Origin of the sequence: Pseudomonas sp. MWU15-20650 (assembly GCF_023242475.1) — a bacterium.
In the GTDB taxonomy this organism is placed as follows: Bacteria; Pseudomonadota; Gammaproteobacteria; order Pseudomonadales; family Pseudomonadaceae; genus Aquipseudomonas.
This window is the reverse complement of the sequence record NZ_JALJFG010000002.1, coordinates 336,458-357,473: the sequence shown is the minus strand read 5'-3', so window position 1 is coordinate 357,473 and position 21,016 is coordinate 336,458. Positions and strand designations below refer to the sequence as shown.

21 protein-coding genes are annotated in these 21,016 nt (G+C 60.8%); 14 read left to right on the top strand and 7 right to left on the bottom strand.

Translation table 11 applies throughout. From position 1 onward, the window contains the following. Positions 1-75 precede the first annotated feature (75 nt). The 5 genes from rluB to M5B43_RS03445 all read right to left on the bottom strand — a co-directional run bounded on the left by rluB (position 76) and on the right by M5B43_RS03445 (position 4,773). Complete coding sequence (gene rluB, locus M5B43_RS03465) at positions 76-1,299, bottom strand: 23S rRNA pseudouridine(2605) synthase RluB (protein ID WP_248748787.1); 1,224 nt, start codon at positions 1,297-1,299, stop codon at positions 76-78. 203 nt (positions 1,300-1,502) lie between these two features. Beyond that, positions 1,503-2,435 (bottom strand): SMC-Scp complex subunit ScpB, encoded by a 933-nt coding sequence (gene scpB / locus M5B43_RS03460; RefSeq protein ID WP_248748786.1) that lies wholly within the window; start codon positions 2,433-2,435, stop codon positions 1,503-1,505. 12 nt (positions 2,436-2,447) lie between these two features. Beyond that, complete coding sequence (locus M5B43_RS03455) at positions 2,448-3,146, bottom strand: ScpA family protein (protein WP_164365898.1); 699 nt, start codon at positions 3,144-3,146, stop codon at positions 2,448-2,450. 120 nt (positions 3,147-3,266) lie between these two features. Continuing rightward, on the bottom strand, positions 3,267-3,896 hold the full coding sequence (locus M5B43_RS03450) for an L-threonylcarbamoyladenylate synthase (RefSeq protein ID WP_248748795.1): 630 nt from the start codon (positions 3,894-3,896) through the stop codon (positions 3,267-3,269). Between the two features lie 13 nt (positions 3,897-3,909). Then, complete coding sequence (locus tag M5B43_RS03445; RefSeq protein WP_248748785.1) at positions 3,910-4,773, bottom strand: PHP domain-containing protein; 864 nt, start codon at positions 4,771-4,773, stop codon at positions 3,910-3,912. An 87-nt stretch (positions 4,774-4,860) separates the two neighbouring features. Here M5B43_RS03445 and M5B43_RS03440 point away from each other — a divergent pair, with 87 nt between their 5' ends. From M5B43_RS03440 to M5B43_RS03410, 7 genes are all read left to right on the top strand, one after another. Continuing rightward, positions 4,861-5,457: a septation protein A gene (locus M5B43_RS03440; RefSeq protein ID WP_248748784.1), complete on the top strand. Its 597-nt coding sequence runs from the start codon at positions 4,861-4,863 to the stop codon at positions 5,455-5,457. Position 5,458: 1 nt separating this feature from the next. After that, the gene (locus M5B43_RS03435; RefSeq protein ID WP_248748783.1) at positions 5,459-5,758 is read left to right on the top strand and encodes a YciI family protein; all 300 of its coding nucleotides are present in this window, start codon (positions 5,459-5,461) and stop codon (positions 5,756-5,758) included. 119 nt (positions 5,759-5,877) lie between these two features. Continuing rightward, positions 5,878-6,285 (top strand): translation initiation factor 2, encoded by a 408-nt coding sequence (locus M5B43_RS03430; RefSeq protein WP_248748782.1) that lies wholly within the window; start codon positions 5,878-5,880, stop codon positions 6,283-6,285. A 7-nt stretch (positions 6,286-6,292) separates the two neighbouring features. Beyond that, a complete protein-coding gene (locus tag M5B43_RS03425; protein WP_248748781.1) occupies positions 6,293-6,970 on the top strand; it encodes a response regulator transcription factor in 678 nt (225 codons plus the stop codon). A gap of 215 nt (positions 6,971-7,185) precedes the next feature. After that, positions 7,186-7,647 carry an LTXXQ domain protein gene (locus tag M5B43_RS03420; RefSeq protein ID WP_248748780.1) on the top strand — a complete coding sequence of 154 codons (462 nt, stop codon included), beginning with the start codon at positions 7,186-7,188 and terminating at the stop codon, positions 7,645-7,647. A gap of 68 nt (positions 7,648-7,715) precedes the next feature. Beyond that, on the top strand, positions 7,716-9,059 hold the full coding sequence (locus tag M5B43_RS03415; protein WP_248748779.1) for a HAMP domain-containing sensor histidine kinase: 1,344 nt from the start codon (positions 7,716-7,718) through the stop codon (positions 9,057-9,059). A 40-nt stretch (positions 9,060-9,099) separates the two neighbouring features. Next, positions 9,100-10,449, top strand: a complete 1,350-nt coding sequence (locus tag M5B43_RS03410; protein ID WP_248748778.1) for a CoA transferase — start codon at positions 9,100-9,102, stop codon at positions 10,447-10,449. A 60-nt stretch (positions 10,450-10,509) separates the two neighbouring features. Here M5B43_RS03410 and M5B43_RS03405 read toward each other — a convergent pair whose 3' ends face one another. Beyond that, on the bottom strand, positions 10,510-11,373 hold the full coding sequence (locus M5B43_RS03405) for a DNA-3-methyladenine glycosylase (protein ID WP_248748777.1): 864 nt from the start codon (positions 11,371-11,373) through the stop codon (positions 10,510-10,512). Continuing rightward, positions 11,370-12,797: an arginine-ornithine antiporter gene (gene arcD / locus M5B43_RS03400; RefSeq protein WP_248748776.1), complete on the bottom strand. Its 1,428-nt coding sequence runs from the start codon at positions 12,795-12,797 to the stop codon at positions 11,370-11,372. The genes M5B43_RS03405 and arcD (M5B43_RS03400) overlap by 4 nt, the downstream gene beginning before the upstream one ends. A 435-nt stretch (positions 12,798-13,232) precedes the next feature. Between arcD (M5B43_RS03400) and arcD (M5B43_RS03395) the strand changes: the two genes are divergently transcribed. From arcD (M5B43_RS03395) to gcvH, 7 genes are all read left to right on the top strand, one after another. Further along, positions 13,233-14,660 carry an arginine-ornithine antiporter gene (arcD, locus tag M5B43_RS03395; RefSeq protein WP_248748775.1) on the top strand — a complete coding sequence of 476 codons (1,428 nt, stop codon included), beginning with the start codon at positions 13,233-13,235 and terminating at the stop codon, positions 14,658-14,660. Positions 14,661-14,684: 24 nt separating this feature from the next. Further along, positions 14,685-15,941: an arginine deiminase gene (gene arcA / locus M5B43_RS03390; RefSeq protein ID WP_248748774.1), complete on the top strand. Its 1,257-nt coding sequence runs from the start codon at positions 14,685-14,687 to the stop codon at positions 15,939-15,941. A gap of 12 nt (positions 15,942-15,953) precedes the next feature. Beyond that, on the top strand, positions 15,954-16,964 hold the full coding sequence (locus tag M5B43_RS03385) for an ornithine carbamoyltransferase (RefSeq protein ID WP_248748773.1): 1,011 nt from the start codon (positions 15,954-15,956) through the stop codon (positions 16,962-16,964). Between the two features lie 88 nt (positions 16,965-17,052). Beyond that, positions 17,053-17,982: a carbamate kinase gene (arcC, locus tag M5B43_RS03380; RefSeq protein WP_248748772.1), complete on the top strand. Its 930-nt coding sequence runs from the start codon at positions 17,053-17,055 to the stop codon at positions 17,980-17,982. A gap of 18 nt (positions 17,983-18,000) precedes the next feature. Continuing rightward, positions 18,001-18,363 (top strand): DUF5064 family protein, encoded by a 363-nt coding sequence (locus M5B43_RS03375; RefSeq protein ID WP_248748771.1) that lies wholly within the window; start codon positions 18,001-18,003, stop codon positions 18,361-18,363. A 164-nt stretch (positions 18,364-18,527) separates the two neighbouring features. After that, positions 18,528-20,036, top strand: a complete 1,509-nt coding sequence (locus M5B43_RS03370) for a sigma-54-dependent transcriptional regulator (RefSeq protein WP_248748770.1) — start codon at positions 18,528-18,530, stop codon at positions 20,034-20,036. Between the two features lie 592 nt (positions 20,037-20,628). Continuing rightward, the gene (gene gcvH / locus M5B43_RS03365) at positions 20,629-21,012 is read left to right on the top strand and encodes a glycine cleavage system protein GcvH (protein WP_248748769.1); all 384 of its coding nucleotides are present in this window, start codon (positions 20,629-20,631) and stop codon (positions 21,010-21,012) included. Positions 21,013-21,016 lie beyond the last annotated feature (4 nt).

The following is a 21,016-nucleotide window of genomic DNA, read 5'->3' as shown; positions in this document are numbered from 1 at the left end:
TTGGATTGGATTACCAAATTTGAGATAAAAAAACGCCAACCCTAGGGTTGGCGTTTTTGTGCAGCGCTTAACGCATCACTGCGGCTTCTTGCGACCAAAACCCGGACGCTGGCCGGAACCGGCCGGGGCGCCACGGCGCTTACCCGACGGCTCGTCTGCCACCAGCTTCAGGCCAGGACGCTTTTTCGGCGCTGGCTTGGCTGGACGCTTGGTGTTGGCATTGTCGGCTGGGCGATCGGCTTCACTACGGTTGCTGCGACCGCCGCTTGGCGCTTCGCCACGGGCTGGGCGTGGCGTGCGTGGCGCACGGTCGCCTTCCTGACGCGATGGCGCCGTCGGACGACGCTCGCCTTCGATCTGCGGCTCGCGAGAAATACGACCGCCGGTCGCCGGTGCATTCAGCGCCGGGCGCAGGGTGCGGGCAACACGCTCGGTACGCGCCACAGGGCGCGACGACTTACGCTGCATACGCTCAAGCTTGTCTTTGCTCTTGGCGTTCATCTGCGGCATAGCGACGGGCGTCAGGCCGACTTCAGCACTGAGAATGTCGACTTCGTACTGGCTCATTTCGCGCCAGCGGCCCATCGGCAGGTCAGAATTCAAGAACACCGGACCGAAACGCACGCGCTTGAGGCGGCTGACCACCAGGCCCTGGGACTCCCAGAGACGACGTACTTCACGGTTACGGCCTTCCATCACCACGCAGTGATACCAGTGGTTGAAGCCTTCACCGCCTGGCGCCTGCTTGATGTCGGTGAACTTGGCCGGGCCGTCTTCCAGCACAACGCCGGCCTTGAGGCGCTCGATCATCTCGTCATCGACTTCACCGCGTACACGCACGGCGTATTCACGGTCCATCTCGTAGGAAGGGTGCATCAGGCGGTTGGCCAGTTCACCGTCGGTGGTAAACATCAGCAAGCCGGTGGTGTTGATGTCCAGGCGACCGATGTTGATCCAGCGGCCTTCTTTGGGCTTGGGCATCTTGTCGAACACGGTCGGACGGCCTTCCGGGTCGTCACGGGTGCAGATCTCGCCGTCGGGCTTGTTGTACATGATCACGCGGCGCACCGATTCGGCGGCCTCTTCACGCTTGATGACCTTGCCATCAATGGTGATTGCATCGTGCAGGTCGACGCGCTGGCCAAGGGTGGCTTCTACGCCGTTGACCTTGATGCGCTTCTGGGTGATCCAGGCTTCGACGTCGCGGCGCGAGCCCACGCCGATACGCGCCAGCACCTTTTGCAGTTTTTCGCCTGCTGGGCCGATTTCCTGGCTGTCGTTCTGGTCTTTGTCATTCATCTTAAGCACCTCCCGGTGGGTCGATTCAGGCGTGGCCTGAAGAGTATTGAAAGCTGGGCTTTGGGCGAATAGCTCGCCAAAGGGTCGCGAATCATACGCGCATGGCGCGCGTTGCGCATCAGAGACTAGTCGATAAGCGCCAAGTCAGTGGCTTTTCCGCCGACTGGTGGGAGGGGGCAAGCCCCCTCCTACATTGGAGTGCCTCAGTTTTCGAACTGGCGCCGCTCGTTTTCGATGGCTTCGGCCAGGGCCCGGGCTTCGTCTTCTTCGTCGCTCAAGGGCGGTTGCTCGAGGGCGGCGACGGCGGCCAGGAGTTTTTCGCGGGCCTCAGCCACGCCGAGGCTATCTTCTTCGGGTTCCGGCTCAGGTTCGACCTCGGGCTCGGCTTCCACGTTGACTTGGGTTGGCGGCTCGAGTGCACCCTCACGCAACAAATCGTCAAAGTCGGTCTTGATGCCCTGCTCCATGTCGTCCAGTTCCAGCAACAGGGTATGGAAGCTGGTTTCGTCCTTCGGCTCTTCCGGCTCGGCACTGGCATCGGCCAGCTCCTGCAAGCTTGCCGGAACCGGGGCGTCATCGAAGTCCAGCACCGGATCGGCTTCCATCTCGCGCAGTTCGGCCAGCGGCGGCAAGTCATCCAGGTTTTTCAGGTTGAAGTGGTCGAGGAACACTTTGGTGGTGGCAAACATCGCCGGTTTGCCGGGTACGTCACGGTAGCCGACGATACGAATCCACTCGCGCTCCAGCAGCGTCTTGACGATATGGCTGTTGACCGCCACACCCCGCACATCCTCGATCTCGCCCCGGGTGATCGGCTGGCGATACGCAATGAGCGCCATGGTTTCCAGCATCGCCCGTGAATAACGTTGCGGGCGCTCTTCCCACAGGCGGCCCACCCATGGGGAAAACTTCTCACGGATCTGCAGGCGATAACCCGACGCCACTTCACGCAATTCAAAGGCACGGCCGTCGCAGGATTTGCGCAAAATCTCCAGGGCCTTCTTGAACACCGGCGGCTCGGGGCGCTCGGCTTCTTCAAAAAGTTCGAACAGGCGCTCCAGGGATTGCGGTTTACCCGAGGCCAGGAGAAAGGCCTCCAGCAGCGGGGCCAGTTCGCGAGGTTCAGTCAAATTCATCGATTCAGCTCTTTATTCGGCTCGCGCCCGCACGTGGATAGCCGCAAAAGGCTCATTCTGGACCAGCTCGACCAAGGATTCCTTGACCAATTCGAGGATCGCCATAAAGGTCACCACCACCCCCAGGCGCCCTTCTTCTGCCGTAAACAGCTCGACAAACGGCACAAAACCTCCGCCCTTGAGACGCTCCAGCACATCACTCATTCGCTCGCGGGTGGACAGCGCTTCACGGCTGACCTGGTGGCTTTCAAACATGTCGCCGCGACGCAGGACCTCGGCCATGGACATCAACAACTCCTCCAGGCTGACGTCCGGCAACAGCTTGCGCGCACGGGCCTCGGGCGCGTCGAGCTTGGGCACCACCACATCGCGGCCCACACGGCTCAAGCCGTCGATGCCTTCGGCGGCGGCCTTGAAGCGTTCGTACTCTTGCAGGCGGCGGATCAGTTCGGCGCGCGGGTCATCTTCTTCGGCCTCCACCGTCTCCGAGCGTGGCAACAGCATGCGCGACTTGATCTCGGCGAGCATCGCGGCCATCACCAGGTACTCGGCGGCCAGTTCCAGGCGCACCGACTGCATGAGCTCGACATACCCCATGTATTGGCGGGTGATTTCCGCCACCGGGATGTCGAGGATGTTGATGTTCTGTTTGCGGATCAGGTACAGCAGCAAATCCAGCGGGCCCTCGAAGGCTTCTAGGAAGACTTCCAGAGCATCCGGCGGGATGTACAGGTCCAGCGGCATCTCCATGACTGCCTGGCCATACACCATGGCAAATGGCAGTTCCTGTTGGGCGCCTGCCTGGGGATCGGCGGTTTCCACGGCCGACATTCAGGCCTCGACCATGAAGGGGGTTGGATCGCCGCACCCTACGCGCACCACTTCCGGCTCGCCATCGGCCAGGTTGATCACGGTGGACGCTTTGTTGCCGCCGTAACCGCCGTCGATGATCAGGTCGACGTGTTTTTCCAGCAGGCGGCGCATTTCGTAGGGGTCGTACAGCGGCTCGTCTTCACCCGGCAGGATCAACGACACGCTCATCAACGGCTCACCCAGCTCAGCCAGCAGTGCCAGGGCGATCGGGTGTTCCGGTACGCGTAGGCCAATGGTGCGCTTCTTCGGGTGCAGCAACAGGCGCGGCACCTCGCGGGTGGCATTGAGGATAAAGGTGTAGGGCCCCGGCGTATGGGCCTTGAGCAGACGGAAAGTACCGGTATCGACCTTGGCGAACAGACCCAGTTGGGACAAATCGCTGCAGATCAGCGCAAAGTTGTGCTTGTCGTCCAGCTGACGCAGGCGTCTGACACGCTCGACTGCGCCCTTGTCGCCGATTTGGCAACCGATGGCATAGGACGAGTCCGTTGGATAAATCACCACGCCACCGGCGCGAATGATCTCCACCGCCTGTTTAATCAGGCGCGCTTGAGGGTTTTCCGGATGAATCTGGAAGAATTGACTCACGTGTTCTACCTGTTCAGACGGTGGCAATATTGGGGTCATGCTTGAATCGCCCCCATAACAGCGGCAGATCTTCCGGGACCGGGCGATACTCGCCAATCTCGGACCAGCCGCCTGGGCCATGAAAATCACTGCCGGCGCTGACCAGCAGACCAAATTCGCGGGCAAGAATAGCCAGGCTACCCACCTGCTCGGCGGGTTGATGCCCGTTGACCACTTCGATTGCGTGGCCGCCCGCTCCAATATAGTCGCCAATCAGCTTGCGGCGCTTGCTGCGGGTGAAATCGTAATGCCAGGGATGCGCCAGGCTGACCCAGGCCCCGGAATCGCGCAGGGTGCCGACCGTGTCTTCCAAGGTCGGCCAATGCAGCTTGACGTCCCCCAGCTTCCCGGCCCCGAGCCACTTGCGAAAGGCTTCGGCGCGATCCTTGACGAAACCTTCACGCACCATCCAGTCGGCAAAGTGCGGACGGGCCGGCGCATTGCCGCTATCCCCCAGCTCCTGTTGGATGGCACGCGCGCCATCAAGGGCGTTGGGCATGCCCTTGAGGCTGAGCTTGCGGCTTATTTCTTCGGACCGCAGCCAGCGGCCATGGTGCAATTGCCGGATGGCCTCGACCAATGGCGCGGCGTTTTGATCGAAACCGTAGCCGAGCACATGAATGGTCGCCCCACCCCAGGTGCAGGACAATTCCACGCCATTGACCAACTGCATCCCCAGGGCCTGGGCCGCCACACGGGCTTCATCCAGGCCCTCAAGGGTGTCGTGGTCGGTCAACGCCAGGACTCGCACGCCTTTTTCAAACGCACGCGCAACCAGTACGGCAGGCGCCAGGGCGCCGTCGGAGGCTGTGCTATGGCAGTGCAAATCAACATTCACGGGAGTGTGTAACCTCAAGTCAGCTGGCGCTTTCGCTACCAAGGATGTTTGTTATTATGCCGCCACATCCAGCTTCTGGCTCTTACTGTGAAACAATTCATCGACTTCATCCCGCTGTTGCTGTTTTTCATCGTTTACAAACTCGACCCCAGGGTCATCGATATTGCCGGCCATGAGCTGACGGTCGGGGGCATCTACAGCGCCACCGCCGTGTTGATCATCAGCTCGATCATCGTCTACGGCGCCATCTTCATCTCCCAGCGCAAACTGGAAAAAAGCCAATGGCTGACCCTGGTCGCGTGCCTGGTCTTCGGTAGCCTGACCCTCGCCTTCCACAGCGAGACCTTCCTCAAATGGAAAGCCCCCGTGGTGAACTGGCTGTTCGCCCTGGCGTTTATCGGCAGCCACTTCATCGGTGACCGCCTGTTGATCAAGCGGATCATGGGCCACGCGCTCACCCTGCCGGAACCGGTGTGGACACGTTTGAACGTGGCCTGGATCGTGTTTTTCCTGTTCTGCGGCGCCGCCAATCTGTTCGTGGCCTTCACCTTCCAGGACTACTGGGTCGACTTCAAGGTGTTCGGTAGCCTGGGCATGACCGTGTTGTTCCTGGTCGGCCAGGGTATCTATCTGTCGCGTCACCTGCATGATACCGACCCTACCACGCCGAAAACCGAGGACTGACATGCTCTACGCCATCATTGCCACCGACGTTGCCAACTCCCTGGAAAAACGTCTTTCTGTGCGTCCAGCCCACCTTGAGCGCCTGAAAGTGCTGCAAGCCGAAGGCCGCCTTGTGCTGGCCGGCCCACACCCGGCGGTCGAGAGCAATGACCCGGGCGCCGCCGGTTTCACCGGTAGCCTGGTCGTCGCCGAGTTCGCTTCCCAGGCCGATGCGCAGGCTTGGGCGAAGGCCGACCCGTATGTGGCGGCAGGCGTGTACGCTGATGTCGTGGTCAAGCCGTTCAAGCAAGTCCTGCCGTGAGCGAGCATTCTTTATAAAGTCGCGCCGAACCTAATCGGTTCGGCGCGCTCCTAATTGCTCATTATTCTCGGTAACCTGCCGACAACGATCTGAATATTCGTGTGGAATCAGGAGTTCCGATGCGCTTACGTCAGTTATGTCTGTTGGCAGTGTTAACGATCGGGGCTACGGCCCACGCTGAAGAAACCTCGAGCACCGGCAGTTCCACGCCCTTGTCGTTGAGTGCCGGGAGCCAGATCACCGACCTGCAGCAACGCTTGAAAGAAAGCGAACGGTTGCGCGAAGAACTGAGCAAGCAACTGCAAAACGCGGATGCTGCCCGCGAAAGCGTCCAACTGAGTCGTTTGCGCCAAGAGAACCAACGCCTGGTCCAGCAACTCAAAGATACACAGGGCGGTGCCTTGACCCGATGGCTGACCGAGCAACAACAGTGGTTTGTCACCGGTGGGGCCGTCGCACTGATCGCCTTGCTGTGCGGGATCTTCGCCAGCGGTGGGCACCGTCGCCGTCGACAATGGCTAAATTGAGTGAGTCATGAGCGAGCTGTTACTGATAGATGATGACCAGGAGCTCTGTGAGCTGCTGACCAGTTGGCTGAGCCAGGAAGGTTTTCAGGTGCGCGCCTGCCACGACGGCTTGAGCGCCCGCAAAGCCCTGGCTGACGCGGCCCCTGCGGCAGTGGTGCTCGACGTGATGCTGCCCGACGGCAGCGGCCTGGAGTTGCTCAAGCAACTGCGCAATGACCACCCGGACCTGCCCGTGCTGATGCTCTCGGCCCGGGGCGAGCCGCTGGACCGCATCCTTGGCCTGGAACTGGGTGCCGACGATTACCTGGCCAAGCCCTGCGACCCACGCGAGCTGACCGCTCGCTTGCGTGCCGTATTGCGCCGCAGCCACCCGGCCGCCGTCTCCACCCAGCTGGAATTGGGTGACCTGTGTTTCAGCCCGGTGCGTGGCGTGGTCACTGTCGATGAACAGGAATTCGCCCTCACCGTCTCCGAAAGCCGCCTGCTCGAAGCCCTGCTGCGCCAGCCCGGCGAGCCGCTGGACAAGCAGGAACTGGCGCAGATCGCTCTGGGCCGCAAGCTGACCCTGTACGACCGCAGCCTGGACATGCATGTGAGCAACCTGCGCAAGAAGATCGGCCCACACCCGGATGGCCGGCCGCGAATCGTGGCGTTGCGTAGCCGCGGTTACTACTACGCGCCCTGAAGTAGCGCGTAGGCGCAGTCGAGCTATAGCGCCTGCATCGCAGCCTCGCTATAGCTCGACTGCGCCTACAGGGAATCGCTATAGCTTCGAACGTTTTGTCAGCTCACACCAAAACCCTCTTTACCTAAGCTTTACCCTCACCTGACCGCCGCTGACCTTGATCTCCTTAATCTACTCACATCCGGACTCACCGGAATAGAGACAGGAGAATCACCATGCGCAAGACCCTTATCGCTCTGATGTTCGCTGCAGCCCTGCCTACCGTAGCCATGGCGGCTGCTCCCGAAGGCCCCGGTCCTGTTGGCGGCCCAGAAGGCCACATGATGGGCGGCCCAGTTGGCGGTGAACACGGCATGCGTGGCAAAGGTGGCCCCTTCCGCCAGTTGGACTTGAGCCACGAACAGCGCCAGCAGATCGGCAAGTTGATGGGCCAGCAAATGCACGGCCGCAAAGAGATCGTCCGCAAGTACCTGGACAAACTGCCGGCTGCCGACAAGCAAGCCATGCAAAGTGAAATGGCCGCTGCCAAGCAGAAAACCCAGGCCGACATCCGTGCCGTGCTGAAGCCCGATCAGCAAAAGAAATTCGACGAGATCGTCAAGAAGCAAGAACAACGCCGCGCCGAATGGAAGGAATTCCAAGCCTGGAAAGCCCAACAGCCACAAAAAGCGCAATAATGATCCAGTGTTAACTCCCCAGCCCAGTGGCCCCCGGCCACTGGGCTTTTCCTGTTTGAGGGTTTCCTGTGCGTTCATTGTTCTGGCGTATCCTGGCCAGTTTTTGGCTGGCCATCGCTCTGGTTGCCGGGTTGTCGCTACTGCTCGGGCATATGCTTAACCAGGACGCCTGGATTCTCAGCCGCCACCCCGGCCTCAATAACCTGGCGCAAGAGTGGACCCAGCTCTACGAAGCCCAGGGCGAGGACGCGGCGCAGGACTTGCTGCAACAACGCAAACGCCAGTACCACATCGACGTGCAAGTGCTCAACGAAAGCGGCGAGCCGGTGGTGCGCGGCACCTTCCCACGCCGCGCCGCCGCCTTCGAGGCCCGGCAGAATGACAACAAGGACGGTCACTTGCCCTGGCGGCGCCTGACCGCCGAGTACACCAGCGAGAAAACCGGCGACACCTACCTGCTGATCTACCGTATCCCGCACCCGGAGCTGGACGCCTGGCACCGCAGCAGCCTGCTGTGGCCATTCAGCGCATTGGCGATTGCCTTGGTGGTGCTGACGCTGTTCAGCCTGCTGGTGACGTTGTCCATCACCCGACCACTCAGCCGCCTGCGTGGCGCGGTGCATGATCTTGGCCAAACGACTTATCAGCAAAACAGCCTGGCGCAACTGGCCAATCGGCGCGATGAATTCGGCGTGCTGGCCACCGACTTCAACCGCATGGGCGCGCGCCTGCAGAGCTTGATCGGCAGCCAGCGCCAATTGCTGCGTGACGTGTCCCACGAACTGCGCTCGCCCCTGGCCCGTTTGCGTATCGCCCTGGCCCTGGCCGAACGTGCCAGCCCCGAAGAACGGGAAAAACTCTGGCCCCGCCTGACCCGCGAATGCGACCGCCTGGAGGCCCTGATCAGCGAGATCCTGGTGCTGGCGCGCGTGGATGCCGACAACGCCAGCGCCGAAGAAGTGGACCTCAATCCACTGCTCAAGACCCTGCAAAAGGATGCCCAGCTCAGCGCGCCGGACCAGGTCGTGCAACTGAGCGCCGACAGCGACCTGCACCTCAAAGGCTGGCCGACCATGATCGAGCGGGCTGTGGATAACCTGCTGCGCAACGCCCAGCGCTTCAACCCGCAGGGCCAACCGATCGAGTTACGCGCCCAAAGCCTGGGTGAACGCATTCTGATCAGCGTGCGTGACCACGGCCCCGGCGTTGAAGCCGAACACTTGAGCCAACTGGGCGAACCGTTTTACCGCGCCCCCGGCCAGGTTGCCCAGGGCCATGGCCTGGGTCTGGCCATCGCGCGTCGTGCGGCGGAACGCCATGGCGGCAACCTGATCCTGGCCAACCATCCCGAGGGCGGCTTTATCGCCAGCATCGACCTGCCGTTGCAACCGGGAGTTGTCACACCCGTGTGAGGATCTTCTATAGTAGCCCTTCTCTTACGGAGGGCCTTTGATGACTGACCTGCTGACTCCCATCCAAGCCGCACTCGATCTACCGCAAACCCCACTGACCCAAACCTCGGTCGGCGCCCTGCCCTCGACTTTCGCCGTCACCGACCTGGCCAGCGCCAGCCTCGGTGCTGCCGGCCAATCCATCGCTCAACTGATCCAGCAACTGACTGGGCGTTTGCCCAGCGTCAGTGTGGACCGGCGGCTCGCGTCTTTCTGGTTCTCGTCCTCGATGCGCCCGGTGGGTTGGCACGTACCGCCCCTGTGGGACCCGGTGGCCGGTGACTACGCCAGCGCCGATGGCTGGATTCGTTTGCACACCAACGCCCCCCACCACCGTGCGGCCGCCGAACGGGTACTGGGCAAGGTGGCTGATCGCGACGAGATGGCTGCCAACGTCGCGCCATGGAACGCCGCCGAACTGGAGCAGGCGATTATCGATGAAGGCGGTTGTGCCGCGCAGATGCGAACCTGGCAAGCCTGGCAGCAACACCCGCAGGGGTTGGCGGTGAACGCAGAGAAGCTGGTGCAGCGCCAGACCTTCGAAACCGCCCTCGACAAACCCTGGCTCGGTTCGGTCGCCCGTCCGCTGGCCGGCATCAAGGTGCTGGACCTCACACGCGTCCTGGCCGGCCCTGTGGCCAGCCGTTTTCTCGCCGGTTTGGGCGCACAGGTATTGCGCATCGACTCGCCCACCTGGAACGAGCCAGGGGTGGTCCCGGAAATGACCCTGGGTAAGCGCTGCGCCCGCCTTGACCTGAAAAGCGCCGAAGGCCGGCAGGTTTTCGAAAGCCTGCTCAAAGACGCCGATATCCTGTTCCACGGCTACCGCGCCGACGCACTGGAACAGCTGGGGTACACCGTCGGCGAACGGCAACACCTCGCCCCCGGGCTGATCGACGTCAGCCTCAACGCCTACGGTTGGAGCGGCCCGTGGCGTAATCGTCGTGGCTTCGACAGCCTGGTGCAGATGAGCAGCGGGATCGCCGACGCCGGGATGGCCTGGAAACACTCGGATAAACCCGTGCCGCTGCCTTTGCAGGCGCTGGATCACGCCACCGGGTATTTGATGGCCGCCAGTGCGATTCACGCCTTGGCTGAGCGATTTGCATCCGGTCGTGGCGGGTCGGCGCGGTTGTCATTGGCGCGTACGGCGAAGTTGTTGGTGGACGCCGGGCCGGTGCCGGAACAGCCGGCGTTGCGCGCAGAAGAACCGAGCGATCAGGGCTTGCTGATAGAGCAGACAGCCTGGGGCCAGGCCCATCGGCTACTGGCACCGGTGACCATCAGCGGTACGCCATTGCAGTGGGATTTACCGGCGGGTGAATTAGGGGCACACCGGCCTCAGTGGTGACTGAAGCCCCCGATGCACATAGGTATCTACACCACTTTTGAAGGCGGTCATATTCCCCTATCAATCCCCGCGTTGCAGCGATGTCCATAAATGCTGCGCCGCATACGCTCTCAACGGCCGCCACGCCTCGGCCCGGGCCAACAGCTGGCGTGCCGAAACAGGCCCACCTTCCAGCGCCGCCAGCGCCTTGATCAAGCCAATATCTCCCGACGCAAACGCATCCGGCTCGCGCAACTGACGCATGGCGATGTACTGCGCCGTCCAATCGCCAATCCCCGGCAAAGCCACCAGCCGCGCGATGCTTTCCTTGAGGCTGGCCTTGGGTTCGAACACCTCGGGATCGTCCAGCAATGCCTGGGCCACACCCGACAAGGTACGCCCCCGCGCCCTGGGCATGCCCAAGGTCGCCAGGTCCGCCGCCGCCAAGACTTCGGCCGTCGGAAACACATGGGTGATACCGGCCTGTGGGGTGTGCAGCGGCTGGCCATATTGCGCGACCAGCTTTCCCGCCAGGCGGATCGCCGCGACCACGGTGATCTGTTGCCCCAGCACCGCACGAATCGCCAGCTCCAGCCCGTCCCAGGTGCCAGGCACCCGCAGGCCAGGACGGGCCGCAACCAGTTGCGCCATCAGCGGGTCCTTGGCCAAGAGTGCGTTGATTCGCTGCGGCTGAGCGTCCAGATCAAACTGGTTTCGCAACCGTCGCTCAATCTCGGGCAGGGCTGCGGCATCAGGAAAATCGACACGGATGTCCAGCCAATCTCCCGCTCCCGGCGCAACACCGACCCAACCATGGCGCCCACCCACACTGATGCTGCGCCGATACACACCGGCCTCGACAGTCTCCAACCCAGCGATAGCCCGCGCCGATAAAAACCCCAACATGGCCGCCCAATCATAGGGAGGCTGATACGCCAATCTCACAACGCCAACACCCCGCTATACAACCCATACGCCGCCAGCCCTGCGCCCGCGATCACGCAACTGAAAATGCCTTTTTCCACAAGCGTAAACAAGGGTTTGCCCTGCTCACGCTTGGCCTGCACGAACAGGATCACACCCGGCGCATACAGCAGCGCCGAGAGCAGCAGGTATTTCAAGCCAGCCGCGTAGAGCAGCCATACCGCGTAGCCGAGGGCGATCAGCCCCACCAGCAAATCCTTCATGCGCCGGCGCCGGGCACCTTCATAGGTTTCCCCACGCCCGCTCAGCAGCACGGCATACGCCGCCGACCACAAGTAGGGCACCAGGATCATCGACGATGCCAGGTAAATCAGGGTGGTGTAGGTGCTTTTTGAAAACAGGGTGATCACCAGGAAAACCTGGATCATCACATTGGTCAGCCACAACGCATTGACGGGCACCTGGTTGGCATTTTCCTTTTTCAGGAAAGCCGGCATGGTGTTGTCATGGGCGGTGGCGTAGAGGATTTCCGCGCAGAGCAGCGCCCACGACAACAAGGCGCCCAGCAATGATACCGCCAGGCCGATGCTGATCAGCATGGCCCCCCAAGGCCCGACAATATGCTCCAGCACACCCGCCAGGGATGGGTTTTGCAATTGCGCCAACTCCGGCTGAGTCATGACCCCCAGAGACAACACATTCACCAGCACCAGCAGAGCCAACACCCCGAGAAACCCAATCACGGTGGCTCGGCCCACATCCGAGCGTTTCTCGGCGCGTGCCGAATACACGCTGGCACCTTCAATACCGATAAACACAAACACCGTCACCAGCATCATATGGCGCACCTGCTCCACCACACTGCCGATTTTCGGGTTACCCAGGCCCCAGATATCGCGGGTGAAAACGTCGGCCTTGAAGGCCACGGCGGCAATCACGACGAACATCAGCAGCGGCACGATCTTCGCCACCGTGGTGATCTGGTTGATAAACGCCGCCTCTTTGATCCCGCGCAATACCAGGAAATGCACAGCCCACAGCAACAACGAGGCGCAGCCGATGGCCACTGGCGTGTTGCCTTGGCCGAACATCGGAAAAAAGTAACCCAGGGTACTAAATAGCAACACGAAGTAACCGACGTTCCCCATCCAGGCGCTGATCCAGTAGCCCCAGGCGGATGAGAACCCCATGTAGTCGCCAAAACCCGCCTTGGCGTAGGCATACACCCCGGAATCCAGCTCGGGTTTGCGGTTAGCCAAGGTCTGGAACACAAAGGCCAGCGTCAGCATGCCGACTGCGGTGATCGCCCAGCCGATCAACACGGCGCCCACTTCTGCGCGGGCCGCCATGTTTTGCGGCAAGGAGAAGATCCCACCGCCAATCATCGAACCGACCACCAAGGCAATCAGGGCGCTGAGTCGAAGTTTCTGGGCCGGTTGAGACATGAAGACTCCTGAATAAATAACCACGTGAGCTGACAACCGTGCACTCAACTCATTAGTTGAGCGAGTGTAGCGTTTATTAGAGACCGCGATAAAACCCCACGCTCATAACGTAAGGGCATGACAGTTTGAGAAGTTTAGGAGTATTTAGAATTTAAATACGGCCAGGGTGGAGCCCAGGCCAAACCACCTTGAAAAGTTTGCACATTCGGCAATACGGTCTAGTTTCAAACGTCCACGCCCCCTGGCTAAAAGATTGACCACAAAGAGCGAAACGGCTCTGGCAAGCGCGTTTCCGAGGTTTTATATCGTCCACTAACTTCCATCCTAAGTCATTAATTCACAATGGAATGTGCCAATGAAGTGATCTGAGTCAGCTGTTTGATTCGCGCACGGAATTATTCTGTGGTCTCTCTTCTCCTGCATTGGAGTCATGCAATGTCTGAAACTCCCGGAAAACTTCGATTAGGCGCTCTGGTCGCACTTGTCGTCGGTTCGATGATTGGTGGAGGGATCTTCTCACTGCCGCAAAACATGGCCGCCAGCGCCGATGTCGGCGCGGTGTTGATGGGTTGGGTGATTACCGCCATCGGCATGTTGACCCTGGCGTTCGTGTTCCAGACCCTCGCCAACCGCAAGCCTGACCTGGACGGCGGTGTGTACGCCTACGCCAAGGCCGGTTTCGGCGACTACATGGGTTTCTCTTCCGCCTGGGGCTACTGGATCAGTGCCTGGCTGGGCAACGTGGGGTACTTCGTACTCTTGTTCAGCACCCTCGGCTACTTCTTCCCGGTTTTTGGCGAGGGCAATACCCCCGCGGCAGTGATCGGCGCTTCGGTGCTGCTGTGGGCCGTGCATTTCCTGGTACTGCGCGGCATCAAGGAAGCCGCGTTCATCAACCTGGTGACCACCGTCGCCAAGGTGGTACCGCTGGTGCTGTTCGTGCTCATCGCGTTGTTCGCGTTCAAGCTGGACATCTTCACCGCTGACATCTGGGGCGTGAAGAACCCCGACCTGGGCAGCGTGATGAACCAGGTGCGCAACATGATGCTGGTCACTGTCTGGGTGTTCATCGGCATCGAAGGCGCAAGCATCTTCTCGTCGCGTGCGGAAAAACGCTCCGACGTGGGCAAGGCCACCGTGATCGGCTTTATCACCGTGCTGCTGTTCCTGATGCTGGTGAATGTGCTGTCCCTGGGGATCATGACCCAGCCGGAATTGGCCAAGTTGCAGAACCCGTCGATGGCCGCCGTGCTGGAGCATGTGGTCGGCCACTGGGGGGCGGTGCTGATCAGCGTTGGCCTGATCATTTCCCTGCTGGGTGCGTTGCTGTCGTGGGTGCTGCTGTGTGCGGAGATCATGTTCGCCGCCGCCAAGGACCACACCATGCCGGAGTTCCTGCGCCGCGAAAACGCCAACCATGTGCCGGCCAATGCCCTGTGGCTGACCAACGCAATGGTCCAGCTTTTCCTGGTGATCACACTGTTTTCCGCCAGCACCTACCTGTCGCTGATCTACCTCGCCACCTCGATGATCCTGGTGCCCTACCTGTGGTCGGCGGCCTATGCGCTGCTGCTGGCGGTGCGCGGCGAGACCTATGAGAACGCCCTGCGCGAGCGCAAGAAAGACCTCTTCATCGGCGCCATCGCCCTGATCTATGCGGTCTGGTTGCTGTACGCCGGCGGCGTCAAATACCTGCTGCTGTCCGCCCTGCTGTATGCCCCTGGCGTGGTCCTGTTCGCCAAGGCCAAGCATGAACTGGGCAAGCCGATTTTCACCAACGTCGAGAAACTGATTTTCGCCGCAGTCGTCATCGGCGCCCTGGTGGCGGCCTATGGGCTCTACGACGGTTTCCTGACCTTGTAATTGTGTACCACTGGAGGATCTGTAATGACCACGAAAAAAGTGAAGTACGGCGTACATTCCGAAGCCGGCAAACTGCGTAAAGTCATGGTGTGTTCCCCAGGTCTGGCCCATCAGCGGCTGACCCCCAACAACTGCGATGAACTGCTGTTCGATGACGTGCTGTGGGTCGCCCAGGCCAAGCGCGACCACTTCGACTTCGTCACCAAGATGCGCGAGCGGGATATCGATGTGCTGGAAATGCACAACCTGCTGACCGACATCGTCGCCATTCCCGAAGCACTGGACTGGATTCTGGCACGCAAGATCACCGCCAACCAGGTCGGCCTCGGCCTGGTCAATGAAGTCGGCTCGTGGCTGCGCAGCCTGGAGCCGCGCAAGATCGCCGAGTTCCTGATCGGCGGCGTATCGGCCGATGACCTGCCGACCAGTTTCGGCGGCAAGACCATCGAGATGTTCCGCGACTTCCTCGGCCACTCCAGCTTCATCCTGCCGCCGCTGCCCAACACCCAATTCACCCGCGACACCACTTGCTGGATCTACGGCGGTGTGACGCTCAACCCGATGTACTGGCCGGCGCGCCGCCAGGAAACGCTGCTGGCCAGCGCCATCTATAAATTCCATCCCGAGTTCGTCAACGCCGACTTCCAGGTCTGGTACGGCAACCCGGACCAGGAACACGGCAATGCCACGCTGGAAGGCGGTGACGTGATGCCCATCGGCAACGGCGTGGTCTTGATCGGCATGGGCGAACGTTCGTCGCGCCAGGCCATCGGCCAACTCGCACTGAACCTGTTCAAACACAACGCCGTGGAGCGTGTGATCGTTGCCGGCCTGCCCAAATCCCGTGCCGCGATGCACCTGGATACGGTGTTCAGCTTCTGCGATCGCGACCTGGTTACCGTCTTCCCGGAAGTGGTCAGCCAGATCGTCGCATTCAGCCTGCGCCCTGACGACAGCAAGCCTGGCGGCATTGATGTGCGTCGTGAAGATGCGAGCTTCCTCGACGTGGTCGCCACCGCCCTCAAGCTCAAGACCCTGCGCGTGGTCGAGACCGGCGGCAACGCCTTCGCCGCCGAGCGCGAGCAGTGGGATGACGGCAACAACGTGGTGGCCGTGGAACCGGGCGTGGTGATCGGCTACGACCGCAACACCTACACCAACACGCTGCTGCGCAAGGCCGGCGTGGAAGTCATCACCATCAGCGCCGGTGAACTCGGCCGTGGCCGTGGCGGTGGCCATTGCATGACCTGCCCGATCATCCGCGACCCTATCGACTATTAAGGAGATTCCATCATGGCTTTCAATATGCGCAACCGCAGCCTGCTGTCGCTGATGCACCACACCACCCGCGAGCTGCACTACCTGCTGGACCTGTCCCGCGACCTCAAGCGCGCCAAGTACACCGGCACCGAGCGTGCGCACCTGCAGGGCAAGAACATCGCGCTGATTTTCGAAAAAACCTCGACCCGCACTCGCTGCGCGTTCGAAGTGGCGGCCCATGACCAAGGCGCCCACGTCACCTACATCGACCCGGTGTCGTCGCAGATCGGCCACAAAGAAAGCATGAAAGACACGGCCCGCGTCTTGGGCCGGATGTTCGACGCCATCGAGTACCGTGGTTTTGAACAGGAAATCGTCGAAGAGCTGGCCAAGTTCGCTGGCGTGCCGGTGTTCAACGGCCTCACCGCCGAGTTCCACCCCACACAAATGATCGCCGACACCCTGACCATGCGCGAACACAGTGACAAACCGCTGCATAACATCAGCTACGCCTACCTGGGCGATGCGCGCTACAACATGGGCAATTCGCTGCTGATGATCGGCGCCAAGCTGGGTATGGACGTGCGCATCGGCGCGCCGAAAGCCCTGTGGCCCCATGAAGATTTCATCAAGCAATGCCAGGCGTTTGCCGAGGAAAGCGGCGCGCGCATCACCATCACTGAAGACCCGAAAGAAGCGGTGAAAGGCGTGGACTTTATCCACACCGATATCTGGGTCTCCATGGGCGAGCCAGTAGAAGCGTGGGACGAGCGTATCGAGCAACTGCTGCCGTACCAGGTCAACGCCAAGATGATGAAAGCCTCGGGCAACCCACGCGTGAAGTTCATGCACTGCCTGCCGGCGTTCCATAACAGCGAAACCAAGGTGGGCAAGGACATCGCCGCGCGTTACCCGAACCTGGCCAATGGCGTGGAAGTGACCGAGGACGTGTTCGAGTCGCCCGCCAACATCGCGTTTGAGCAGGCAGAAAACCGCATGCATACCATCAAGGCGATCCTGGTGTCGGCGTTGGCGGACATCTAAGGCTACACGGTCAAATGTGGGAGGGGGCAAGCCCTTTCCCACCTTTTGTCCTGTGTTCACAACGATGGATTTCAGAAGGACATTCTTTATGCGTATCGTCGTAGCCCTGGGCGGTAACGCCCTGCTCCGCCGCGGTGAACCCATGACCGCAGACAACCAACGCGCCAATATCCGAATCGCCACCGAACAGATCGCCAAAATTCATCCCGGCAACGAGCTGGTCATTGCCCACGGCAATGGTCCGCAGGTCGGCCTGCTGTCGTTACAGGCGGCGGCGTACACCAGCGTGTCGCCCTACCCGCTGGACGTACTGGGTGCCGAGACCGAAGGCATGATCGGCTACATCATCGAACAGGAACTGGGCAACCTGCTGGACTTCGAAGTGCCGTTCGCCACGCTGCTGACCCAAGTGGAAGTGGACGCCAAAGACCCGGCGTTCAAGCACCCGAGCAAACCCATCGGCCCGGTGTACGCCAAGGCCGAAGCGGAAAAACTCGCCGCCGAAAAAGGCTGGGCCATCGCCCCGGATGGCGATAAATACCGTCGCGTGGTCGCCAGCCCGCGCCCGAAACGCATCTTTGAAATTCGCCCGATCAAGTGGCTGCTGGAAAAAAGCGCCATTGTGATCTGCGCCGGCGGCGGCGGCATTCCAACGATGTATGGCGAAGACGGCAAGCTGCGTGGCATCGAAGCAGTGATCGATAAAGACCTGTGCTCCTCGCTGTTGGCTTGGCAACTGGACGCCGATTTGCTGGTGATCGCCACCGACGTTAACGCCGCTTTCATCGACTACGGCAAGCCCACCCAGAAGGCCATCGGCCGGGCCCACCCCGACGAAATCGAAAAACTCGGCTTCGCCGCCGGCTCCATGGGGCCCAAGGTGCAAGCGGCCTGCGAGTTCGCCCGCCAGACTGGCAAAACCGCCGTCATCGGTTCACTCTCGGACATCGAAGCCATCGTCCAGGGTAGCGCCGGTACACGCATCAGCACCGCCAAACCCGGGATCAGTTACCTGTGAAGTAGAGGAGAAACGCCTATGGCCACCTTTGAACCTGGTCACTTGCACATCGAACGTCACGCGCTCAACAAGGATGACTACAGCTACAACCTGTGTATCGACTATGAAGTCAGCCAGGACCCAAAGGAAGGCAAGGGAATGCTCTTCAAGTTGCACGGTTCGGTGCAGGGCAAGGAGTTCAATGAGGAGTTCTTCTTGCCCAAGGACCAGTCATTCGATTTCGCCCGCCATGCAATGAACATCGCGCAGAAATATGGCATGCCGAAAGTCGCGACGATCAATGGCCAGATGCATAAGCAGTATGACTTGATGTTTGAGGATGTGCGGCATCAGTTGGACGTGAAGCCCGGAGACCCGGTCAAACCTGAACATCTGGCATAACACACCTGCACTGAAACAACACGGGCCAAACATGTGGGAGGGAGCAAGTCGAATCGTCGCTCCGCCCCTCCCACATTTTGACTTCCATCAGTTGTCAGATTTCACCTGCGCCCCGCTCCAAGGCATACTTGCCGCCTCTGCTCTCCAGAATTGCCAACCGCCCCATGCGTATCCACGTCAGCTTCATCGACCGCGTCGGCATCACCCAGGAAGTCCTGGCCTTGCTCGGTGGGCGTAATCTCAACCTGGATGCGGTGGAGATGGTGCCGCCCAACGTCTATATCGACGCGCCGACCCTCAGCGCCGAGGTGCTTGAAGAGCTGCGCGACGCCTTGTTCAGCGTGCGCGGCGTGCAGGCGGTAACCGTGGTCGATATCCTTCCTGGCCAACGCCGCCACCTGCAACTCGACGCCCTGCTCGCCGCCATGACCGACCCGGTGCTGGCCTTGGACAGTGCGGGCAAGATCCTGCTGGCCAACCCGGCGTTGATCGCCCTGTACGGCCGCGAGCCGGCGGGGGAAAGCATCAGCGAGCTGTTCAACGACCCGGCGCTGCTGGAGACCTTGCTGGAACAAGGCTTCCGTTTGCCGCTACGTGAGATCAGCGTCAACGGCCAGACTTTTTTGCTCGACGCCACGCCAATCACCGACGCAGGCGCCCTGCTCACGCTCTACCAGCCCAACCGCATCGGCGAACAACTGTCGGCACTGCACCATGACCATGCCGAAGGGTTTGATGCGCTGTTGGGCGAGTCTCCGGTGATTCGCACCCTCAAGGCCCGTGCACAGCGGGTCGCGGCCCTGGATGCACCGCTGTTGATTCAGGGTGAAACCGGCACCGGCAAGGAGTTGGTCGCCCGTGCCTGCCATGCGATCAGTGCGCGGCACAGTGCACCATTTTTGGCCTTGAACTGTGCGGCGCTGCCGGAGAACCTGGCCGAAAGCGAGTTGTTCGGTTACGCCCCCGGTGCGTTTACCGGCGCCCAGCGTGGCGGCAAGCCAGGGCTGATGGAACTGGCCAACCAGGGCACGGTGTTCCTGGATGAGATCGGTGAGATGTCGCCGTATTTGCAGGCCAAGTTGTTGCGCTTCCTCAATGACGGCAGCTTTCGGCGGGTGGGTGGCGACCGTGAAGTGAAGGTCAATGTGCGCATCCTCAGTGCCACCCATCGCGACCTGGAAAAGATGGTCAGCGAGGGCACCTTCCGCGAAGACCTGTTTTACCGCCTCAACGTGCTCAACGTCGAAGTACCGCCGTTGCGTGCACGTGGCCAGGACATCCTGCTGCTGGCCCGCTACTTCATGCAGCAAGCCTGCGCGCAGATCCAGCGCCCGGTGTGCCGCCTGGCGCCCGGTACGTATCCCGCGCTGCTGGGTAACCGCTGGCCGGGCAATGTGCGTCAGTTGCAGAACGTGATATTTCGTGCCGCCGCCATTTGCGAAAGCAGCCTGGTGGATATCGGCGACCTGGATATCGCCGGCACCTCCGTCGCCCGCCAGAGCGACGGCGAAATCGACAGCCTGGAACAGGCCGTGGAAGACTTCGAGCGCAACCTGCTGGAAACGCTCTACACCAGCTACCCTTCGACCCGCCAACTGGCCAGCCGCTTGCAGACTTCCCACACCGCTATCGCCCATCGCCTGCGCAAGTACGGCATACCCAACAAACCTTGATTCAAGTTGGAATACAAACCTATGTGGGAGCGGGCTTGCCCCCAATGCCAGTCAGTTAAGAAGGAACACTATCACTGTGGCGAGCGGGCTTGTCCCGCGTTGGGGCGCGTAGCGCCCCCAAAGAAGGACGAATGCGGTGTATCCGATACTCCGCGCAGATAGCTTTTGGGGCTGCTGCGCACCCCAGCGCGGGACAAGCCCGCTCGCCACAACAAGCCCGCTCGCCACAGGTTACCGGTTGCTCGTTCTAGCGCTTAACTGACTGGCATTGGGGCTTGCCCCCTCCCACATTCGAATGCATTTCAAAACATTTTGGTCTGAGAACGACATCCTGTGTACTGAAAGCGCTACAGCGTAACGATATCGCTACAACCCTGTTTTTTACGCGCCATGCAAGGCTTTGATCCACATAGGCTTTTTTTCGCGGCACCAGCTGTAGCGAAATCGCTACAGCCAAACAGCATGCCGTCATAACAAATTTTATTAACTCGTTGATTTATAACAATTTAATAACATTGGCCGCGATATTGCTAAGCAACTCCTCATTATTCCAATCCCGTCCACCAGACGAATCTGGCCCTGAGGAGTTTCCATGAGCGAGTTGCGTTTCACTGAAGATCACGAATGGCTGCGCACCGAAATCGACGGCAGCGTCACCGTGGGTATCACCGCTTTCGCACAGAACGCGCTGGGTGATGTGGTTTTCGTGCAACTGCCGGAGTTGCAGAGTTACGAGCAGGGCGCTGAAGCGTCCACCGTAGAATCGGTCAAGGCGGCCAGTGGCGTGTACATGCCCCTGGCTGGCGACGTGCTGGAAGTGAACGACAAACTGAGCGACAGCCCGGAACTCGTCAACGAAGACCCGATGGGCGAAGGCTGGTTCTTCCGCTTTAAACCCGCCGATGCCGACGCAGTGGCTAAGCTGTTGGATCAGGATGCGTACGACCGCCTGATCAAAGCCAACGCTGAAGCCTGAGGAG

What these genes read in the sequence shown, in the direction of transcription:
- rluB (WP_248748787.1), bottom strand. Translation starts at nt 1,299, where the DNA reads ATGAATGACAAAGACCAGAACGACAGCCAGGAAATCGGCCCAGCAGGC.
- scpB (WP_248748786.1), bottom strand. Translation starts at nt 2,435, where the DNA reads ATGAATTTGACTGAACCTCGCGAACTGGCCCCGCTGCTGGAGGCCTTT.
- M5B43_RS03435 (WP_248748783.1), top strand. Translation starts at nt 5,459, where the DNA reads ATGCTCTACGCCATCATTGCCACCGACGTTGCCAACTCCCTGGAAAAA.
- M5B43_RS03430 (WP_248748782.1), top strand. Translation starts at nt 5,878, where the DNA reads ATGCGCTTACGTCAGTTATGTCTGTTGGCAGTGTTAACGATCGGGGCT.
- M5B43_RS03425 (WP_248748781.1), top strand. Translation starts at nt 6,293, where the DNA reads ATGAGCGAGCTGTTACTGATAGATGATGACCAGGAGCTCTGTGAGCTG.
- M5B43_RS03420 (WP_248748780.1), top strand. Translation starts at nt 7,186, where the DNA reads ATGCGCAAGACCCTTATCGCTCTGATGTTCGCTGCAGCCCTGCCTACC.
- M5B43_RS03410 (WP_248748778.1), top strand. Translation starts at nt 9,100, where the DNA reads ATGACTGACCTGCTGACTCCCATCCAAGCCGCACTCGATCTACCGCAA.
- arcD (WP_248748776.1), bottom strand. Translation starts at nt 12,797, where the DNA reads ATGTCTCAACCGGCCCAGAAACTTCGACTCAGCGCCCTGATTGCCTTG.
- arcD (WP_248748775.1), top strand. Translation starts at nt 13,233, where the DNA reads ATGTCTGAAACTCCCGGAAAACTTCGATTAGGCGCTCTGGTCGCACTT.
- arcA (WP_248748774.1), top strand. Translation starts at nt 14,685, where the DNA reads ATGACCACGAAAAAAGTGAAGTACGGCGTACATTCCGAAGCCGGCAAA.
- M5B43_RS03385 (WP_248748773.1), top strand. Translation starts at nt 15,954, where the DNA reads ATGGCTTTCAATATGCGCAACCGCAGCCTGCTGTCGCTGATGCACCAC.
- arcC (WP_248748772.1), top strand. Translation starts at nt 17,053, where the DNA reads ATGCGTATCGTCGTAGCCCTGGGCGGTAACGCCCTGCTCCGCCGCGGT.
- M5B43_RS03375 (WP_248748771.1), top strand. Translation starts at nt 18,001, where the DNA reads ATGGCCACCTTTGAACCTGGTCACTTGCACATCGAACGTCACGCGCTC.
- M5B43_RS03370 (WP_248748770.1), top strand. Translation starts at nt 18,528, where the DNA reads ATGCGTATCCACGTCAGCTTCATCGACCGCGTCGGCATCACCCAGGAA.
- gcvH (WP_248748769.1), top strand. Translation starts at nt 20,629, where the DNA reads ATGAGCGAGTTGCGTTTCACTGAAGATCACGAATGGCTGCGCACCGAA.